Here is a 17147-nt window from a genome sequence, read left to right as displayed (position 1 = left end):
CTAAGGGGGCTTAAAAAATTGTCGATGCAGGCGATGCTTACTTTCGCTGCCTTGAACTTGAAGAAGATGGCCAACTGGACTTGGAGAAGTCCAGTAATGGCCTAAAAGTATAGCGAAGAGAGTCTATTTTCTTTAAAAAATCCGATGAAATCCAAAAGGGGGTTCGGAATGAGACCATTCCGAACCCCTTTTGTCGACAAACTGAGCGAAGAGTCGCCTCTTCGCTTTTTCTACTTTATTTATTCTGTAATTTCTTCATGAACCAGAATCGGTGCATCTACATGTTCGCTAGAAACTTTAATATTTTCATACAGCATTTCTTTCACTTCGTTTACATCCTCGAAGTTGCTGTAAATGGTTAAAAGAGCGTCGCCTTTTTCGACTTTGTCGCCGATTTTCTTGCGCAATAGCAAACCTACTGCCAAATCAATTTCCGATTCCTTTGTCGCTCTTCCTGCACCAAGAAGCATTGCGGCAGTTCCGACTTCGTCAGCAACGATTTCAGCAACATAACCTGCTTCTTTTGCTTCAAGCTCGAATGTGTATTTTGCCTGAGGAAGCCTGCTTGGATCATCAACAACAGAAGCATCGCCGCCCTGAGAGGCCAGGAATACCTTGAACGTTTCAAGAGCGGTTCCGTTCTTGATCACTTCTTCTAATTTGCTGCGTGCTTCTCCAAGTGACTCAGCTTTTCCAGCCAGGAATACCATATGGCTTCCGAGCGTCAAGCAAAGTTCTGTCAAGTCTTCTGGACCTTCACCCTTTAATGTATCAATTGCTTCCTTAACCTCTAAAGCATTACCGATAGCGTATCCCAACGGCTGGCTCATATCAGAAATAACAGCCATTGTCCTGCGGCCAACATTATTACCGATGCGCACCATTGCCTTTGCCAGTTCACGTGAATCATCAAGAGTCTTCATGAATGCACCTGCACCTGTTTTAACATCCAGGACAATCGCGTCAGCACCTGCAGCTATCTTCTTGCTCATGATTGAGCTGGCGATAAGCGGGATACTGTCAACAGTTGCGGTTACATCACGCAGTGAATAAAGCTTTTTATCAGCCGGAGTTAAGTTTCCGCTTTGGCCGATTACCGCAATTTTATTTTTATTTACGAGATTGATGAATTCGTCATTACCTATTTCAACATGGAAGCCTTCAACGGATTCTAGTTTGTCGATTGTTCCGCCAGTATGGCCAAGTCCGCGCCCTGACATTTTTGCGACTGGAACACCGACAGCAGCAACTAATGGCCCTAATACAAGAGTTGTTGTATCGCCTACACCACCGGTAGAGTGCTTGTCGACTTTTACTCCTTCAATGGCTGAAAGGTCGATCTGGTCACCAGACTTCACCATTGCCATCGTAAGGTCAGCGCGTTCTTTTTCCGTCATTCCCTGGAAGAAAATCGCCATTGTCAGCGCACTTACCTGATAATCAGGAATTGAGCCATCTGTATATCCATCAACAAAAAACTGGATTTCTTCAGTTGATAATTCATGTCCGTCACGTTTTTTCTCAATAACGTCAACCATTCTCATCATTATCACCACTTATCATTATTTAGCCAAGAAGCTATTGATTACTTAATTTCCTAACGTTTTTACAATTTCATTTACTAGTAAAAGGAAGCTGGACTTCACCTTTTCAGTCGTTTCGATTACCTCATCATGGCTTAATGGCTGGTCCAGGATCCCTGCTGCCATGTTTGAGATGCAAGAAATGCCGAGGACTTCAAGGCCTGAATGCTTCGCAACGATGACTTCTGGTACTGTGGACATTCCGACTGCGTCTCCGCCCATTGTACGAATCATCCTTACTTCTGCAGGTGTTTCGTAAACTGGTCCAGGATTTCCAACATATACTCCTTCTTTGAGAGTAAGTTTGTTCTTGTCAGCAACCTCTTTCGCAATTCCTCTTAAATTCTTTGAATATGCTTCGCTCATATCTGGGAAACGCACGCCGAAATGTGAATCGTTTGGCCCAATAAGCGGATTTGTTCCCATATTGTTGATATGGTCTGTGATGATCATCAAGTCGCCTGGCTCAAAGCTTTCGTTCACACCGCCGGCTGCGTTCGTAACGATCAGTTTTTCAATTCCTAGTTCTTTCATAACGCGAACCGGGAAAGTAACCTTATCCATACTGTAGCCTTCATAATAATGAAAACGACCTTGCATCGCGATTACTTCCACACCGCTTAGCTGTCCGCAAACCAGCTGTCCAGCGTGACCCTCTACAGTGGAAACCGGGAAGCCCGGGATTTCGTTGTAAGGAATCTTAACCGGGTTTTCGATATCATCAGCCAGGACACCAAGCCCAGAACCGAGAATCAACCCAATTTTCGGCTGCTGCTTAAGCTTTTCATTGATAAAAGATGCTGCTGTTTGAATTTGATTGTAATCCATGAAATCCACTCCTTATTTCAATTCCTTTAAGAAACTTGTTCCGTGTTCAGGCATTTTCACATTAAAGTTTTCTGCTACAGTTGCACCGATGTCAGCAAATGTTTTACGGACAGGCAGTTCTTTTCCTTCATTCATTCCCTTTGAGTAAACAAGAAGTGGCACGTATTCACGTGTATGGTCTGTTCCGTGATGAACCGGGTCATTTCCATGGTCAGCCGTAATGATGAGAAGGTCATCTTCTTTCAATTTCTCGAATACTTCAGGAAGGCGGGCATCGTATTCTTCTAGTGCCTTGCCATAACCTTCAGGATTACGGCGATGTCCGAATAGAGCATCAAAATCAACAAGATTCAGGAAGCTCAATCCTGTAAAATCCTGATCCAAGGTTTGGAGCAATTTATCCATTCCGTCCATATTTGACACTGTGCGCAAAGATTCGGTCACACCTTCACCGTCATAGATATCTGATATTTTACCGATAGCCAGTACGTCAAGGCCTGAGTCCTTTAATTCATTCATAACTGTCCTGCCAAATGGCTTTAATGCATAGTCGTGGCGGTTGGATGTACGTTTGAAGTCCCCTGGTTCACCGACAAAAGGTCTTGCGATGACTCTTCCGACCATGTATTTTTCATCAAGTGTCAGTTCCCTGGCAATTTTACAAATATCATAAAGTTCTTCTATCGGAATGATTTCTTCATGAGCAGCAATCTGCAGAACAGAATCAGCCGACGTATAGACGATTAACGCCCCGGTCTTCACATGCTCTTCGCCAAGCTCAACAAGGATTTCTGTTCCGCTTGCCGGCTTGTTGCCGATGACCTTTCTGCCAGTACGTGATTCAAGTTCAGATATCAACTCTTCCGGGAACCCATCAGGGAACGCCTGGAATGGAGTCTGGATATTCAAACCCATAATCTCCCAATGGCCTGTCATAGTATCTTTGCCATTAGAAGCTTCTTCCATCTTTGTATAGAAGGCCAGCGGCTTTTCTGCAGGTGCGATGCCTTTAATTTCCTCGATATTGCTGAGGCCAAGCTTACCCATGTTAGGCATGTTCAATCCGTTCATTTTGTCACCGATATGACCTAAAGTATGGGAACCTTTATCACCAAACTTTTCCGCGTCTGGTGCTTCTCCGATCCCGACTGAATCCATAACGACTAAAAATACTCTTTTATATGTATTCGACATTCCTTCTCCTCCTTAAAAGTGTGAATGCGTCACTAACTTTTTTTACAATTTTATGATACCCTTATTAGTTTTAGTTAATCGAATGCTTGAGTTTTCATTTGTCAGAAGTCTGACATCTTCATTGTACTAAATAAAATGAAAAACACAAGAAAAAAAGCCGACTTTTAGCCGGCCTTTTATGACAATTCTATGAAACTATTAAACTATTAACAAAACACGCACCCATAAGGACCGCCAAGCGCGTAGATGCAAACAGTCAAGCTGTTAGGCACGGGGATGGAACTTTGTATAGACGTCCTTTAATCTTGTCTTTGTTACATGGGTATAAATTTGTGTAGTTGAAATATCCGCGTGGCCTAGCATTTCTTGCACGGCGCGAAGATCGGCACCATTTTCAAGCAGATGAGTGGCAAATGAATGGCGCATCGTATGCGGCGTCAATTCTTTCTCAATCCCCGCTTCTGTCGCAAGGCGCTTAAGAATCTTCCAGAAGCCCTGTCGTGATAGACCTTTCCCATGGTGATTCAAAAATAAAGAGTCATCCTTATGTTTTTTGGATACCAGCTTTGGCCTGCCCTTTTCCAGGTATTGCTCGATCGCGGCAGAAGCTGTCTTGCCAATCGGGATGATTCTTTCCTTGCTGCCTTTTCCCATGCAGCGGACAAACCCCATTGTCAGATGGACATCAGATAGCGTTAGCCCAATCAGTTCGCTCACACGGATACCAGTAGCATACATCATTTCCAGCATAGCCTTATCACGATAGCCAAAATGGTCTGTCAGCTTCGGGCTGTCGAGAAGTGTCTCGACCTCTTCCATGCTCAATACCTTAGGCAAGGACCTTTCATGCTGAGGACTTTCGATGTGGACTGTTGGATCATGGTCAACTGCCTTTTCTCGCAGCAGGAAATGATGGAAAGCCCTGATCGAGGCAATATGTCTTGCCAATGTTTTTGATGATTTGCCTGTGTCTTTCAAATGACCCAGGAAATGAACAATCTGCGGACGCTGCACACCATTTAAGTCTCCAAGCTGTTCAACATTCTTAAGATATGTGATATAGCTATTCAAATCTCGTTTATAGGACACAATTGTGTTTTTCGAAAGTCCCTTTTCAACAACTAAAAAGTGGATAAAGTCGTCGAGCCTATCTTCCATGTTTATTACTCCCCATTCAGATAAAACAGTATCAGCCTTTCAAGCATACTTCCTTTTTCTTCGTCAAAAGTACCTGACACCTTTATGGCTGCTCCCTCTGGCGCGTCATATCGATGATAGCTTTCATATTCTTCGTTAACCCACATGATACCATAATAAAATAAGATTGTGCATCCAGTGAATAATATAAACACCTTTAAGGTATGCAGTACCAATCCGAACCAAGCTTTCATTTTTCTTGCCTCCAACTCGACACATAAAACTATGAGCTCTTCTTTTTCATAGTCGTCTCATGTTCTATTCGACTTTACTTATTTACTAATCTGTATGCCAATTTGGACAAGAATTATACCTGATCCAGGTGCAATTTTAATAGAAAAATAAAAAACCCTTTCTCCATTGGAAAAAGGGTCTTGGGATCATTCAGTTTCAGCCGGTTCTTTATCCTGGCATCTGTGGCAAATACCATGGAAAGTCAGGCGGTGGTCCTTGATTTTAAATTTCCAGTCTCTTTCAACGATTTCTTCAACATCTTCAAGAAGGTCGTCCTGGATTTCATCCACTGCTCCGCATTCGATGCAGACCAGGTGGTGGTGGAAATGGGCAGCGCCTTCCTGGCGGAGATCGTAACGGGATACGCCGTCCCCGAAGTTGATTTTATCAACAATTTTCAGTTCAGTCAGCAGCTCAAGTGTCCGGTATACTGTTGCCAAACCGATTTCAGGAGATTTCTCTTTGACAAGCAAATAAACATCTTCCGCACTCAAGTGGTCTTCTTCATGTTCAAGCAACACGCGTACGGTAGCTTCACGCTGCGGCGTTAATTTATAGCTGGACGAATGCAGCTGTTTCTTGATTCTCTCAATTCTGTTTTCCATTTCGATACTCTCACTCCCCCGCCACTGTTCTTATATTATACCAGAAGGGAAATGAGATTCAAAATAAAATTATTACAAATAAGAAACAATAGTTATTTTTATTTAATACTTATTTTAATTAATCGAATTGATGACCGCTTTCAATAGTGCCGGTGATAAATATGCCTCCACCCCTGCCGCCACAGCCAAGAATACAAGAGCGGCGACAAATGAGAAGATATATCTAAAAAACTGCGGCATAATTGGCTGATTGATTTTCTTCATGAATTGGTTCCGTATCATTTTCAAGGAAAAAGTCACCGCCATTGCTGCCGTAATAATAAAAACTGGTATAATGATAAAGTTTTGCGGCAGGATGGAAACAAAGGATAGCAGAAATCCATCCCATTGCATTTGGTTGACAAGAAAACCTACTGTGAAACCAACAACCATCCCCTTCATGAAAAGGAGGATCAGTATGACGGGAAGTCCTATGATGGAAACTCCGAGAATCCAGATTAGACCTATGAACTTTCCATTGTGTAAAAAGCTCTGCAAAAACAAATCCTTTCCGTCTGCTACTTTTCCGGAAGCAGCCTGTCCAAAAAACTGCGATAAATAATAGAATAAATCCTCTTTTTGAGTGAAGCTGAGGCTATTCACGATTACTGCCCCAAAGATAACCCCCATCAAAAACAGGACAATGACAAAAAGATAGATTGAGGAATATTCTCTTAAATGGGTTACTGCGACGTCCTGGTAACTTCGTTTCTTCATCTCTCTTCCTCCTGCATATTGGTTACTATCATCATATGCAAGGACAAGGAGTCTATGACTGTAATGCTTCTATTTCTAAGTTAATAGATTGAAAAATCCGGCCCAATGGACCGGATTTTTTCAATCTGTTATTTTCCCGTATTTGCCGCCTCCGCCTGCGTGAAAGGCGAGCTGGCCTTTTCTTGCTCTATCTATGGTTACGGCTGTCTTTTCTGGAATGACCTGTTTCAAAGAATCGAGAGGCACAGAATGAAGGACGGCCATTTCTGTACCGAAGTGGTTCATCAGTTTTTCTAACATTTTCGGTCCAAGGCCTGGAATGAATTCGAGTGGCACCTGGTGGATATAGGGCGGTCTTTCATTCTGATTTCCTTCTGATGATCTTAGTTCCTGTATTCTGTCGGCGACACCTTTTACCTTTTTGACGGATCCGCATTCAGAACACGCTTCATCATATGTTGGATTGTAAGCTTGGCATTCTGCACAGACTGTACGATGATACTTTCCAAGCTGGGGATCTAGACCGTAATTTGCTTTGATACCCCTGCCTTCTGATTGATTTAAAGCAAGTCCCAGTTCACGAAAAGATGGCTCAGCCATTTCGATTTTCTGGTATTCTCTCGCAATTTTCGCAAGAGAGTGGGCGTCGGAATTCGTTACAAATGGATAACGGTGAAGTTCAGCCACCTGGTCAGCCATGTTCGTATCAGAGCTTAAGCCTAATTCAATGCCATCAATCAGGTCTGCATCAAAAACCTCTGAAAGAGAACTCTCAACACCTTTTCCGTATAAGCTTTTGAAGGGTGTAAATACATGAGCGGGAATAAAGATACCTCCAAGTTCCTTAACCTTCTTTTGCAAAACACGGCCAGAAATATAGACTCTCTGGGAGCTTAGATGAATATTTTTCAAGTGGTTCTTTAGCCAGTTCGAAAAAGTCCTCATCGTTTGCAAACTGGGAAGATAGCATAATACATGGATGGGACCCTGGGTGCTTTCATCATTTATCTCAAGCTCTGAACCAAGGATGACACTCATCCCGCCATAATTCAAACCGCCCTCAGGATGTTCCGCCAACTCACCCGCATTAAGCAAATCTTCCATTTCATCAAGAACTTCAGGTGAGTGGCTGTCAATAACCCCTATCATATTTAACCCTTTATAGTCCCTTGCGTGGCGGATGATATTGCTGAATGTCAGTGATTTTGCTCCGGTGATTTTTACAGCTCGGCCTGATTTCGTCCTGCCAATATGAATGTGAAGATCAACGAAGTATTCTTGCATTTAATTATCTAATGCCTCCTGCAATTGCAGGTGCTGTACTGCAAATGCTGTTTTTGCGTCGAAAATCTTTTGTTCTTTAACGAGCTGGATCGCTTCTTCAAGGGTTATCTCCATTAAATTGACAAATTCATCCTCATCCGCTGCTGCCGGGTTAGCTTTTTTAGTTAATCCTGTTGCTTTATATACATGAATGATTTCATCTGCGAATCCTGGAGACGTGTAGAAGGAGATCAGCCATTCCAAATTAGCGCATTCATAGCCTGTCTCTTCCTCAAGTTCTCGGGCAGCACAAATTTCCGGCTTCTCTCCGGCCTCAAGCTTTCCTGCCGGGATTTCGACAATCGTCCTTTCTAGAGCCTTCCGATATTGTTCAACCATGATGATTTTATGATCAGCTGTGACCGGAATAACCGCGACTGCCCCTGGGTGCTTGACGATCTCCCTTTTTGACGTTTTTCCATTCGGCAATTCTACATCGTCTACCTGCAGGCTAATGACCTTACCTGTAAAAATCTTCTCCGTCTTCAATGTTTTTTCTTCAAGAGATTTCATACATGTCCACTCCTGTTCTAATCACATATCAAATTCTCATACATTTTATCATACTTATCTGAAAGGAGCAGACGGATGAAAATTTACGTTCATGGCCAGGGAATCACTCTTGCGGGGAAGGCATGGGAAATCAAAACCATTTTAAAAGAGTATGGCAAAAAGCATGAGTTTGTTAAAGATTGGATTGAAACAGTCAATCAGCCGGTCCGCCATCCAGAATAGTTGAATGCACTCCATTCCTTTCGTTAAAATGAAACCAACATTGGAACGGAGTGATTACTTATGAAGAGACGGAAATTAGGTACTTCTGATTTGCTTGTCAGTGAAATCGGCCTTGGATGCATGTCGCTTGGAACAGACTATCCAAAGGGACAGGCAGTGATTGAATCTGCCCTGGAAGAAGGAATCAACTATTTTGATACCGCTGATTTATATGATTTCGGGGAGAATGAAAAGATAGTAGGAAAAGCTTTAAAGAATGTCAGGGAGCAGGTGGTTATCGCCACGAAAGCTGGCAATCGTTGGACCGACACAAAGGACAGCTGGACATGGGATCCTTCTAAGGCCTACATCAAAGAAGCCGTCAAGCAAAGCCTGAAAAGACTGAATACCGATTATATTGATCTTTACCAGCTGCACGGCGGGACAATTGAAGATAACATTGATGAAACTATCGAGGCCTTTGAAGAATTGAAGGATGAAGGCTATATTAAATATTATGGCATTTCGTCCATAAGACCGAATGTCATTCGTGAATATGCGAAAAAATCCAGCATCGTATCTGTCATGATGCAATACAGCATTCTTGACCGCAGCCCTGAGGAAGAATCGCTGCCGCTGCTGCAAGATAAAAACATTAGTGTGGTAACGAGAGGTACGGTCGCTAAAGGGATGCTAAGTGACAGAATGCTCGAAAAGGCAGCTTCCAAAGGGTATCTTGATTACAGCTATGACCAATTGGCAGAGGTCCTTCCTTTATTGAAACAGAAGGTGGCTTCATCGAGATCCCTTGCAGAAGTTGCCATTCAGTATAATTTAGCACATCCTGCAGTAGCTTCTGTTGTAGCCGGGGCAAGCACCCCTGAACAAATAAGAGAAAATGCCAGGGCTGCAAGTTCCGCTTCGCTGTCTTCTGAGGAAGTGAATTTAATTAAATCAATTACGAAAGCAAATAAATATGACCAGCACAGATAAGAGCCAAAAAAGGAACCCGTTCAGCTTTACGGGTTCCTTTTTCTCTTTATGACTATTTACTTTACGCCAGCATTAATAAAAGTGTATAGCCTGCCAGTCCAGCGGAAAAGGCCCAAAAATCACTCTCCCTTTCCTCCGGGAGCTCCTCTTTCATTACATTCAAGATGACTCCGCCTGCAAGCAGTGCAAAAAGCACAGCAATAATGTTTTCATTCACTTTCCAGGCAATGCCGATTACCCAGCCTGTCAATATTGCGGCAGCAAGCAGCCATCTCCCTATACGGTCATATATTTCCTTATGCGCTTCCCTAAGCGCATGGTCGCTGGTGATAAAATGGACAGAAAGTGCAATAAAGTAAAATATCAATCCGGAAATTGTTTCCTGTTCTCCATGAAGCAGTAGATATCCTATCAAACTGTTATAAAGGAAAAACGAAACGATATGGATCCAAAAAACACCTTTTGAAGCTCGGTCCAAGTTGTTTTTCTTCTGCTGTTTTTTCTTTGAAGTTTTAACCATCCGTTCTAAGCCATAAAAAACCGCCAAACCAATCATCGCTACTATATATGTATGGTTTTCGAAGAACTTGAGGGCTGCAGATTCGATACTCCTATCAAGGACCTGGTTATGCTTATTCAACTCAGGAAGCAGATGGATGAACACATAGGCTACAGAAATGCCTCCTGCAGCTGAAAGCAGTCTGCTTCGAGGTACGCTTTCGAGGAAAGGTAAATATCTTGAAAATAAATGGATTGAAACGAATCCAGCTGCCAGTATGAAGGTTATAAGTAACAAAGCTTTGCTCCTTTGCTTTTTTTACCTTATTGCCCTTTCGTACAGGAAGCAAAACATTTGTTATTTGACCGGTCTCCATTGCATTGCTTTTTGCTCAAGCTCCTTCACAATCGGAGATTTTTCAGCTATGTAGGAATCGATGTCGAATTCATATTTTCGGGCAGCTTTTTCTTTTACATCAGCGTATTTGCTGGCTTCCTGAGGATGAGTCCTTAAATAATCACGGAATACAAGATGCCTGTAAAATTGGTGGCTGCCTTTTTCAAAAGAGTGCAAATGTACTTTTCGGACACCATTTTCGTCATGCTTTTGAAAATAGCGCCGCCCAGGGATGCCATTCTCCCCCTTCGCCTCGTAACCAGCAGCCTCTATGCCAGGTGTTACCTTTTCAATTTGTCCAAGGCTGTCAGCTGCTAACATGATGTCTATGATTGGCTTGGCGCTAAGGCCTGGAACAGATGTACTGCCGATATGGTGAATTTCTACTTCTGCTGGTAAAAAGATGGACTCCAGAAGCTGCTTCTCATTTTCAAAAAGCGTTTTCCAATCAGAATTGTATGGAACTACTTCGACTCTTCTTCTTGTCATTTGAATTTCTTCCAATCCATGTTGCTTTCGGAGAGCAATTCTTCAAACGATTTGTTTTTTTCTCTTAAACGCTTCTCTTCCTTCCTGCGTTCCAATTCAGCCTGCTTTTTCTTTTCTTCCTCTTCCTTCAATTGTTCTTGCTGGGCTTTTAACTTTTGCATGATATCCTGATTCAGGAGATCGCCAAGAGTTGCTGGCTTTTCCTCTTTTTTCACTTGTTGCTGACGTTTTTGTTTCTTTTTCATTGTTGATCCCTCGGTTCTATGCTTTTTGGTAAAATTGGTTCAATTTTCAGAGCCTTATTTTGGATTGTTAAACTAGTCTGTTGATTTCCGTTCCAGGCGCTTCGCTTTCCGCGGGGAAGAATTATGAAAAAGCCCTACTGCCGGCTTTTTCAAACATCAAATTCTTCCTTGCAGTCTGTGAGCCTCCTAGGCGCTCTAAGCGCCTGTGGGGTCTCACATGAATTGCTCATCCCGCAGGACTTTGAAGAGCTTCCTCAACCCTTCCCACGTACGATGGAAATGCGTTAGCATTTTCGGAGGAGTCTACGCGCCTTCCACTACAATCAACATGACTTTTGAAACAATAATTGGCTTATTACAGGCATTTTCAAAAAATTATACCATCGGAAACAAATAATTAAAATCAATCTGGACCTACTGCACATTAACGAAGAAGGAACGCCCTTTTACAGGCGTTCCCGATTGATCAATATGCGTCTATGACAACTGAGTCGTCTACTTGCAGTTCAGGCTCTGTTGATTTGATGACATCGTCGACTGTGTAGCCGGAAGCTACTTCAACAAGCTTCAGCCCAAATGAAGTTACGTCAATGACCGCCATATCTGTGATAATGCGGTTGACAACACCTTTTCCTGTCAGTGGCAGGCTGCATTCCTTAAGGATTTTCGCATCACCGCTCTTGTTCACATGCTCCATGATGACGATGATTTTTTGTGCTCCATGGACAAGGTCCATTGCACCGCCCATGCCCTTGATCATCTTTCCTGGAATCATCCAGTTAGCAAGATCGCCAGCTTCCGAGACTTCCATTCCGCCAAGGATGGCAATATTGATGTGTCCTCCGCGGATCATTGCGAATGACTCAGCAGAATCAAAATACGCAGCACCTGGAATCGCCGTAACCGTTTCTTTGCCTGCGTTGATCAAATCTGGATCGACGCTGTCCTCGGCTGGATAAGGTCCAATTCCAAGCAAGCCGTTTTCAGACTGCAGGACAACCTGCTTGTCGTCGGAAATGAAATTTGCAACCAATGTCGGCATCCCGATCCCAAGGTTTACGTAAAAACCATTTTCGATTTCTTTTTCAGCCCGGCGCGCGATTTTCTCCCGGACATTCCCTTTGTTTTTAATCATATGCCTTCTCCTTTCATGATCAGTCAGAGTTAACTTCTCACTGTCAGCCTTTCAATCCGTTTCTCCTGATTGCCCTCAATCAGTGTCTGGACATAAATGCTTGGAGTATGGATACTGTTTGGATCTAATTCTCCTACTTCATATAAATTCTCGATTTCGGCAATGGTGACCCTGCCGGCCGCTGCAATCATCGGATTGAAGTTCCTTGCCGTTTTATGATAGACAAGGTTCCCCATTTTATCGCCCTTCCACGCACGGACGATGCTGAAATCCGCAGTCAGCGATTCTTCAAGCAAATATTCCTTGCCGTTGAACATACGAGTTTCTTTTCCTTCCGCGATCGGTGTCCCTACTCCTGCTGGTGTATAGAACGCCGGAATCCCTGCACCGCCTGCCCTGATTTTTTCCGCAAGCGTACCCTGAGGAATCAGTTCGACTTCGATCTCTCCAGATAATACTTGTCTCTCGAATTCTTTGTTTTCTCCCACATAGGAACCTACCATTTTCTTAATCTGCTTGTTCTTTAACAGCAGGCCAAGGCCCCAGTCATCAACGCCACAGTTATTGGAGATGACAGTCAGGTCTTTTACCCCTTTTTCAACAAGTGCCAGGATGGCATTTTCCGGGATCCCGCAGAGACCAAAGCCGCCAACCATCAAGGTCGCGCCATCATGGATATCCGCCACTGCGTCTTGAAAGGATGTGCAAATTCTTTTCATCGTTCTTCCCCCTTTGACTATGGAAGCACAAGCAAATGCTGGTGCCAAATTTAAGTTAAAAGATTAATAGACTTAAGCGAGCTCCACAACTGTTGCGACACCCTGTCCTCCGCCTATGCACAGGGTAGCAAGCCCGGTCTTCGCGTTACGGCGCTTCATTTCATGAATCAGCGTAACAAGGATTCTGGCTCCGCTTGCCCCGATTGGATGGCCCAGCGCAATCGCCCCGCCATTCACATTCAGGATGTCCTTGTTAAAATTAAGCTCACGGTCGACAGCCAGTGATTGAGCCGCAAACGCTTCATTCGCTTCGATCAGCTCCATATTTTCCATTGTCATGCCCGCTTTATTCAATGCTTTCTTAACTGCGTCAACCGGCCCGATGCCCATGATGCTTGGATCAACGCCCGCGCTCGCATTCCCCTTAATGACAACGAGCGGTTTTAAGCCAAGTTCTTCTGCCTTCGCTCGGCTCATGACAACCAACGCAGCAGCTCCATCATTGATTCCTGACGCGTTCCCCGCTGTTACGCTGCCATCCTTTTTGAATGCTGGACGAAGGCCGCCAAGCTTTTCCGATGTTGTCCCTTTTTTCGGATACTCATCCGTATCAAAAACGACCGGATCACCTTTTCGCTGCGGGATTTCAATCGGCACGATTTCATCCTTGAACCTGCCTTCTTCAATCGCCTTTGCCGCCTTTTCCTGGCTATCTGCCGCGAATTCATCCTGCTCGCTTCGGCCAATTTCATATTTTGCGCACAGATTTTCAGCCGTAACCCCCATATGGTAGTCATTGAAAGCACACGTGAGTCCGTCTGAAGTCATGCTGTCGACAAGCTTCTGGTCACCCATCTTGAATCCATCCCGTGCATTTTTCAATAAATATGGAGCCTGGCTCATATTCTCCATTCCGCCAGCCACGACGACTTCCGCATCACCTGCTATGATGGCTTGTGCTGCCAGATGGACGGCCTTCAAGCCTGATCCGCACACTTTATTGATGGTCATAGAGGAAGCGCTTTCAGGAATACCCGCCTTAATCGCTGCCTGTCTTGCCGGGTTTTGCCCAAGACCAGCCTGAAGCACATTGCCCATGATGATTTCATCCACTTGTCCAGGCTGAACGCCAGCCTGCTTCAATGCATCTTTAATTACCGCCGCACCGAGGTCTGGTGCGGAAATATTCTTCAAACTACCATTAAAGCTGCCAATTGCTGTCCTTACTGCAGCTACGATTACTGCTTCAGTCTTGCTCAAATTGCTCACCCTTTCTCTAGTTCTCACATTTTAATTACTTCGATTGCTTTTGATAAAATCCCTTTTATTTTATCAAAATTTTATTTATTCTTGCATTTTTAAAAATATTCTATTTACAATTAAGATATCTTAAGAGGAGGGTTATATCAAATGCTGAAGCTTCCCGAGAAGGTTGAAATAATTGAAGTTGGCCCGAGAGACGGGCTTCAAAATGAAAAAAGCTTTGTCCCTACCGAAGTGAAAAAAGAATTTATCAATTCATTGAAGAATGCCGGAGTCAAAGAGATGGAGCTTACATCATTCGTATCTCCTAAATGGGTGCCACAGATGAGCGATGCCGCAGAGATCGTTGCTGACTGCCTTGACAGCAACACGAGGAATATCGTCCTCGCTCCTAATAAAAAGGGAATAGAACGCGTCTATATGACTGATTGCAAAGCGGTCGCTGTGTTCGTCGGTGTTAGCAATACCTTTAACCAAAAGAATATCAACAAAACGACTACTGAGAGCCTAGCCGAGGTTCTGCCATTGATCGCAGAGCTTAAGTCGAAGGATTATTTTGTGCGTGCATGCATCTCAACTGCTTTTTATTGCCCGTATGAAGGCAAAATTGACGAAGATGAAGTGCTTGCACTATGCGGCGAATTCGTTGAGGCCGGGGTCGATGAACTGAGCGTCGCCGATACAATCGGCATGGCTGCACCTCATGAGTCCTATTCTTTATTTTCCAAACTGAGGGATGCCTACCCGGATGTGCTGCTGACTGCGCATTTCCATGATACAAGAAAGCTGGCCCTGTCGAATATTTTTGCCGCTCTCCAGGCAGGAGTTACTCGGTTCGACACTTCTGCAGGCGGCCTGGGTGGATGCCCATTCGCTCCGGGTGCTGCAGGCAACGCTGCTACTGAGGATGTCGTCTATATGCTTCACAGGATGGGGATCGAAACCGGCGTCGATCTTGACAAGCTGCTCAAGGGTATTGAGGTTATTCAGCCTCATATCTCAAGGCCTATTGAAAGCACTTATTTCAAGCTGAATTCTGTTACTGTTTAACTTTTTGCATAAGCTCCTGCTCTTGAATCCATCTTATTAGATGAGGTTATTTTGAAGAAGGGAGCATGTTGCATGAGCCAAAAACGTGATAAAGGCTACAGCCAGCAAGGCAAGCCAAACGCAGATACGGTAAAACAGCAGATTGCCGCCGAGGATCTTGAAAAAGCGATTCACCCAACAAAGCGCCAAAATTCACAGCAATAAAGAAAAGCGTAAGCGCCTTGGTCAGCCCCGACAAGCGTTGGAGGACCTGTCAGTGAAGTCGCTCTTTGACTTCATTGGCAGGACCGAAACGTCTCGAGGAGTTAGGAGCCGCAGCTAGACAAGCGACTCGAGCTGCTCAAAGCTAACGCTTCTCGCAAGATACTCGAGGAAGCACTCTCAGGGATGAAAACTGGCTAGGCGCTGGAGCTGGACATTTCTCGAAGTAATATAATCCATTCTTATAACTTGTGGTGGACCGCCTGATTCGGCGGTCTTTTTAATGTTTGTTTTATCGTTGTGAATGGTAAAATAGAGAAAATGAGTTAGACGGAGGGTTCAGCTTGAGAAAGGCATTCCGTGTGTTGTTTTCTTTCTTGCTTGTCCTGGCCTCGCTGGGAGTTTATATATCCAATAAAGTCATGTTCCTGAAAAAGAAAGAGGATGATGAAATCTTCAACCGGGAAAAAGACGCTGGCCATCTGGTCCCAGATGAATATGATGCACTGCCAAAAAGGGAAGTCAGCATCCCCTCTTCCTTCGGGTATCCGCTGAAAGCAGTCCTTGTCGAACCGCACAAGACAAACCGTTACATCATCATTGCCCATGGAGTTACCCAGAGCAAGACGAATTCCGTGAAATACATGAACTTGTTTTTGAACAGAGGCTTCAATGCGGTTATCTACGACCACCGCCGCCATGGAGAGTCCGGCGGGAAGACCACCAGCTACGGATATTATGAGAAATTCGACCTTAAATCGGTGGTAGACTGGCTGAGGGAAGAGAAAGGTCCAGATTTGCTTCTTGGCATCCACGGGGAGTCAATGGGAGCGGCTACCCTGCTCCTTTATGCCGGCATGATTGAGGACGGTGCGGACTTCTATGTGGCAGATTGCCCATTCTCTGACTTCAGCGAACAGCTCGCTTACCGCATCAAGGAAGAGGTTAAGCTTTTGCCTCCAAAACTATTGCTGCCAGTCGCCAGTATGTTCATCCGCATCCGTGATAAATATTCTTTGAGTCAGGTATCTCCGATTGCAGTTATCGAAAATATTAAAAATCCGATTCTTTTCATCCATAGCCGCATGGACGATTTCATCCTGCCATCGATGACCGAGGCCTTGTTCGAACAGAAAAAAGGGCCGAAAAAACTATTCATGGCTGAAAATGGCCTCCATGCCCAATCCTATAGTGAAAACCGGGAACAATATGAAAAGGTTCTTGATGAATTTCTTGAGGAATATGGATTCGCCCAGGAAGGGAATGCAGTTGACGATACTGCTGTTGTGGATCAGTAATGTTATGTCACCAATAGGACTATTGGTGACTATTTTTATTTCATCAGAACACAGAAGCCCATCGGACACTATTTTCTTTTCACGACTCCGGTTTGTCCATTAGGGGTTTTCTTCGGACACCTTTCTCTTGTTCCCGCTTCCGTTTGTCCGTTAGAGTCTTTCTATCGGACATTTTTCTCCGTTTCAGGCCTCGATTTGTCCGTTATAGCCTTTCTATCGGACATTTTTCTCCGTTTCAGCCTCCGGTTTGTCCGTTAGGGAACTTGTTCCGATTCCAACGGGCGGAACAAAAAGCGCAAGCGCCTCGTTCAGCCCTGACAAGCGCTGGAGGGCCGACCGGTGAAGTCGTTCTTTGACTTCATTGGGCGGACCGAAGCGACTCGAGGGGCTAGGCGCTGGAGCTGGATTAAGATAACTTCATGAAG

Annotated in this window: 20 protein-coding genes; 5 read left to right on the top strand and 15 right to left on the bottom strand. The window is 44.3% G+C overall.

The window, feature by feature from the left end:
- Positions 1-239: 239 nt before the first annotated feature.
- The 9 genes from ACH0QE_RS10750 to ACH0QE_RS10710 all read right to left on the bottom strand — a co-directional run bounded on the left by ACH0QE_RS10750 (position 240) and on the right by ACH0QE_RS10710 (position 8233).
- Positions 240-1544, bottom strand: coding sequence for a pyrimidine-nucleoside phosphorylase (locus ACH0QE_RS10750; protein ID WP_415800678.1), 1305 nt, complete (start codon positions 1542-1544; stop codon positions 240-242).
- Between the two features lie 45 nt (positions 1545-1589).
- On the bottom strand, positions 1590-2411 hold the full coding sequence (locus tag ACH0QE_RS10745; RefSeq protein WP_415800677.1) for a purine-nucleoside phosphorylase: 822 nt from the start codon (positions 2409-2411) through the stop codon (positions 1590-1592).
- 12 nt (positions 2412-2423) lie between these two features.
- Positions 2424-3605: a phosphopentomutase gene (gene deoB / locus ACH0QE_RS10740; RefSeq protein ID WP_415800676.1), complete on the bottom strand. Its 1182-nt coding sequence runs from the start codon at positions 3603-3605 to the stop codon at positions 2424-2426.
- Positions 3606-3869: 264 nt separating this feature from the next.
- Positions 3870-4763 carry a site-specific tyrosine recombinase XerD gene (xerD, locus tag ACH0QE_RS10735; RefSeq protein WP_415800675.1) on the bottom strand — a complete coding sequence of 298 codons (894 nt, stop codon included), beginning with the start codon at positions 4761-4763 and terminating at the stop codon, positions 3870-3872.
- A 5-nt stretch (positions 4764-4768) separates the two neighbouring features.
- On the bottom strand, positions 4769-4996 hold the full coding sequence (locus ACH0QE_RS10730; protein ID WP_415800674.1) for a YqzK family protein: 228 nt from the start codon (positions 4994-4996) through the stop codon (positions 4769-4771).
- A 186-nt stretch (positions 4997-5182) separates the two neighbouring features.
- On the bottom strand, positions 5183-5641 hold the full coding sequence (locus tag ACH0QE_RS10725; protein WP_415800673.1) for a Fur family transcriptional regulator: 459 nt from the start codon (positions 5639-5641) through the stop codon (positions 5183-5185).
- 114 nt (positions 5642-5755) lie between these two features.
- Positions 5756-6397, bottom strand: coding sequence for a stage II sporulation protein M (gene spoIIM, locus ACH0QE_RS10720; RefSeq protein WP_415800672.1), 642 nt, complete (start codon positions 6395-6397; stop codon positions 5756-5758).
- 120 nt (positions 6398-6517) lie between these two features.
- Positions 6518-7681: an endonuclease Q family protein gene (locus tag ACH0QE_RS10715; RefSeq protein ID WP_415800671.1), complete on the bottom strand. Its 1164-nt coding sequence runs from the start codon at positions 7679-7681 to the stop codon at positions 6518-6520.
- A complete protein-coding gene (locus ACH0QE_RS10710) occupies positions 7682-8233 on the bottom strand; it encodes an NUDIX hydrolase (RefSeq protein ID WP_415800669.1) in 552 nt (183 codons plus the stop codon). It lies immediately after the preceding gene.
- Positions 8234-8308: 75 nt separating this feature from the next.
- Here ACH0QE_RS10710 and mciZ point away from each other — a divergent pair, with 75 nt between their 5' ends.
- Both mciZ and ACH0QE_RS10700 read left to right on the top strand, forming a co-directional pair.
- Positions 8309-8455: a Z-ring formation inhibitor MciZ gene (gene mciZ, locus ACH0QE_RS10705; protein ID WP_415800668.1), complete on the top strand. Its 147-nt coding sequence runs from the start codon at positions 8309-8311 to the stop codon at positions 8453-8455.
- 60 nt (positions 8456-8515) lie between these two features.
- Positions 8516-9427, top strand: a complete 912-nt coding sequence (locus ACH0QE_RS10700; RefSeq protein ID WP_415800667.1) for an aldo/keto reductase — start codon at positions 8516-8518, stop codon at positions 9425-9427.
- A gap of 61 nt (positions 9428-9488) precedes the next feature.
- On the opposite strand, the gene ACH0QE_RS10695 is transcribed toward ACH0QE_RS10700, so the two are convergent.
- From ACH0QE_RS10695 to ACH0QE_RS10670, 6 genes are all read right to left on the bottom strand, one after another.
- Positions 9489-10223: a hypothetical protein gene (locus tag ACH0QE_RS10695; RefSeq protein WP_415800666.1), complete on the bottom strand. Its 735-nt coding sequence runs from the start codon at positions 10221-10223 to the stop codon at positions 9489-9491.
- Between the two features lie 60 nt (positions 10224-10283).
- On the bottom strand, positions 10284-10811 hold the full coding sequence (locus ACH0QE_RS10690; protein WP_415800665.1) for a GrpB family protein: 528 nt from the start codon (positions 10809-10811) through the stop codon (positions 10284-10286).
- Positions 10808-11056 (bottom strand): YqkE family protein, encoded by a 249-nt coding sequence (locus ACH0QE_RS10685; protein WP_415800664.1) that lies wholly within the window; start codon positions 11054-11056, stop codon positions 10808-10810. Before ACH0QE_RS10685 ends, ACH0QE_RS10690 begins: the two co-directional genes overlap by 4 nt.
- Positions 11057-11522: 466 nt before the next feature.
- On the bottom strand, positions 11523-12191 hold the full coding sequence (locus tag ACH0QE_RS10680; RefSeq protein WP_415800663.1) for a 3-oxoacid CoA-transferase subunit B: 669 nt from the start codon (positions 12189-12191) through the stop codon (positions 11523-11525).
- 29 nt (positions 12192-12220) lie between these two features.
- Positions 12221-12910, bottom strand: coding sequence for a CoA transferase subunit A (locus ACH0QE_RS10675; RefSeq protein ID WP_415800662.1), 690 nt, complete (start codon positions 12908-12910; stop codon positions 12221-12223).
- Between the two features lie 72 nt (positions 12911-12982).
- The gene (locus ACH0QE_RS10670; RefSeq protein ID WP_415800661.1) at positions 12983-14170 is read right to left on the bottom strand and encodes an acetyl-CoA C-acetyltransferase; all 1188 of its coding nucleotides are present in this window, start codon (positions 14168-14170) and stop codon (positions 12983-12985) included.
- A gap of 150 nt (positions 14171-14320) precedes the next feature.
- Here ACH0QE_RS10670 and ACH0QE_RS10665 point away from each other — a divergent pair, with 150 nt between their 5' ends.
- From ACH0QE_RS10665 to ACH0QE_RS10655, 3 genes are all read left to right on the top strand, one after another.
- Entirely contained in the window at positions 14321-15223 is a 903-nt protein-coding gene (locus tag ACH0QE_RS10665; protein WP_415800660.1) for a hydroxymethylglutaryl-CoA lyase, read from the top strand.
- Between the two features lie 72 nt (positions 15224-15295).
- A complete protein-coding gene (locus tag ACH0QE_RS10660; RefSeq protein ID WP_264190911.1) occupies positions 15296-15427 on the top strand; it encodes a hypothetical protein in 132 nt (43 codons plus the stop codon).
- Between the two features lie 341 nt (positions 15428-15768).
- Positions 15769-16722 carry an alpha/beta hydrolase gene (locus ACH0QE_RS10655; protein WP_415800659.1) on the top strand — a complete coding sequence of 318 codons (954 nt, stop codon included), beginning with the start codon at positions 15769-15771 and terminating at the stop codon, positions 16720-16722.
- Positions 16723-17147 lie beyond the last annotated feature (425 nt).

Source organism: Mesobacillus sp., assembly GCF_047739415.1.
Taxonomy (GTDB): domain Bacteria; phylum Bacillota; class Bacilli; order Bacillales; family Cytobacillaceae; genus Mesobacillus.
The sequence above is the reverse complement of the archived record's forward strand: the minus strand, read 5'-3'. Positions and strand labels throughout refer to the sequence as shown.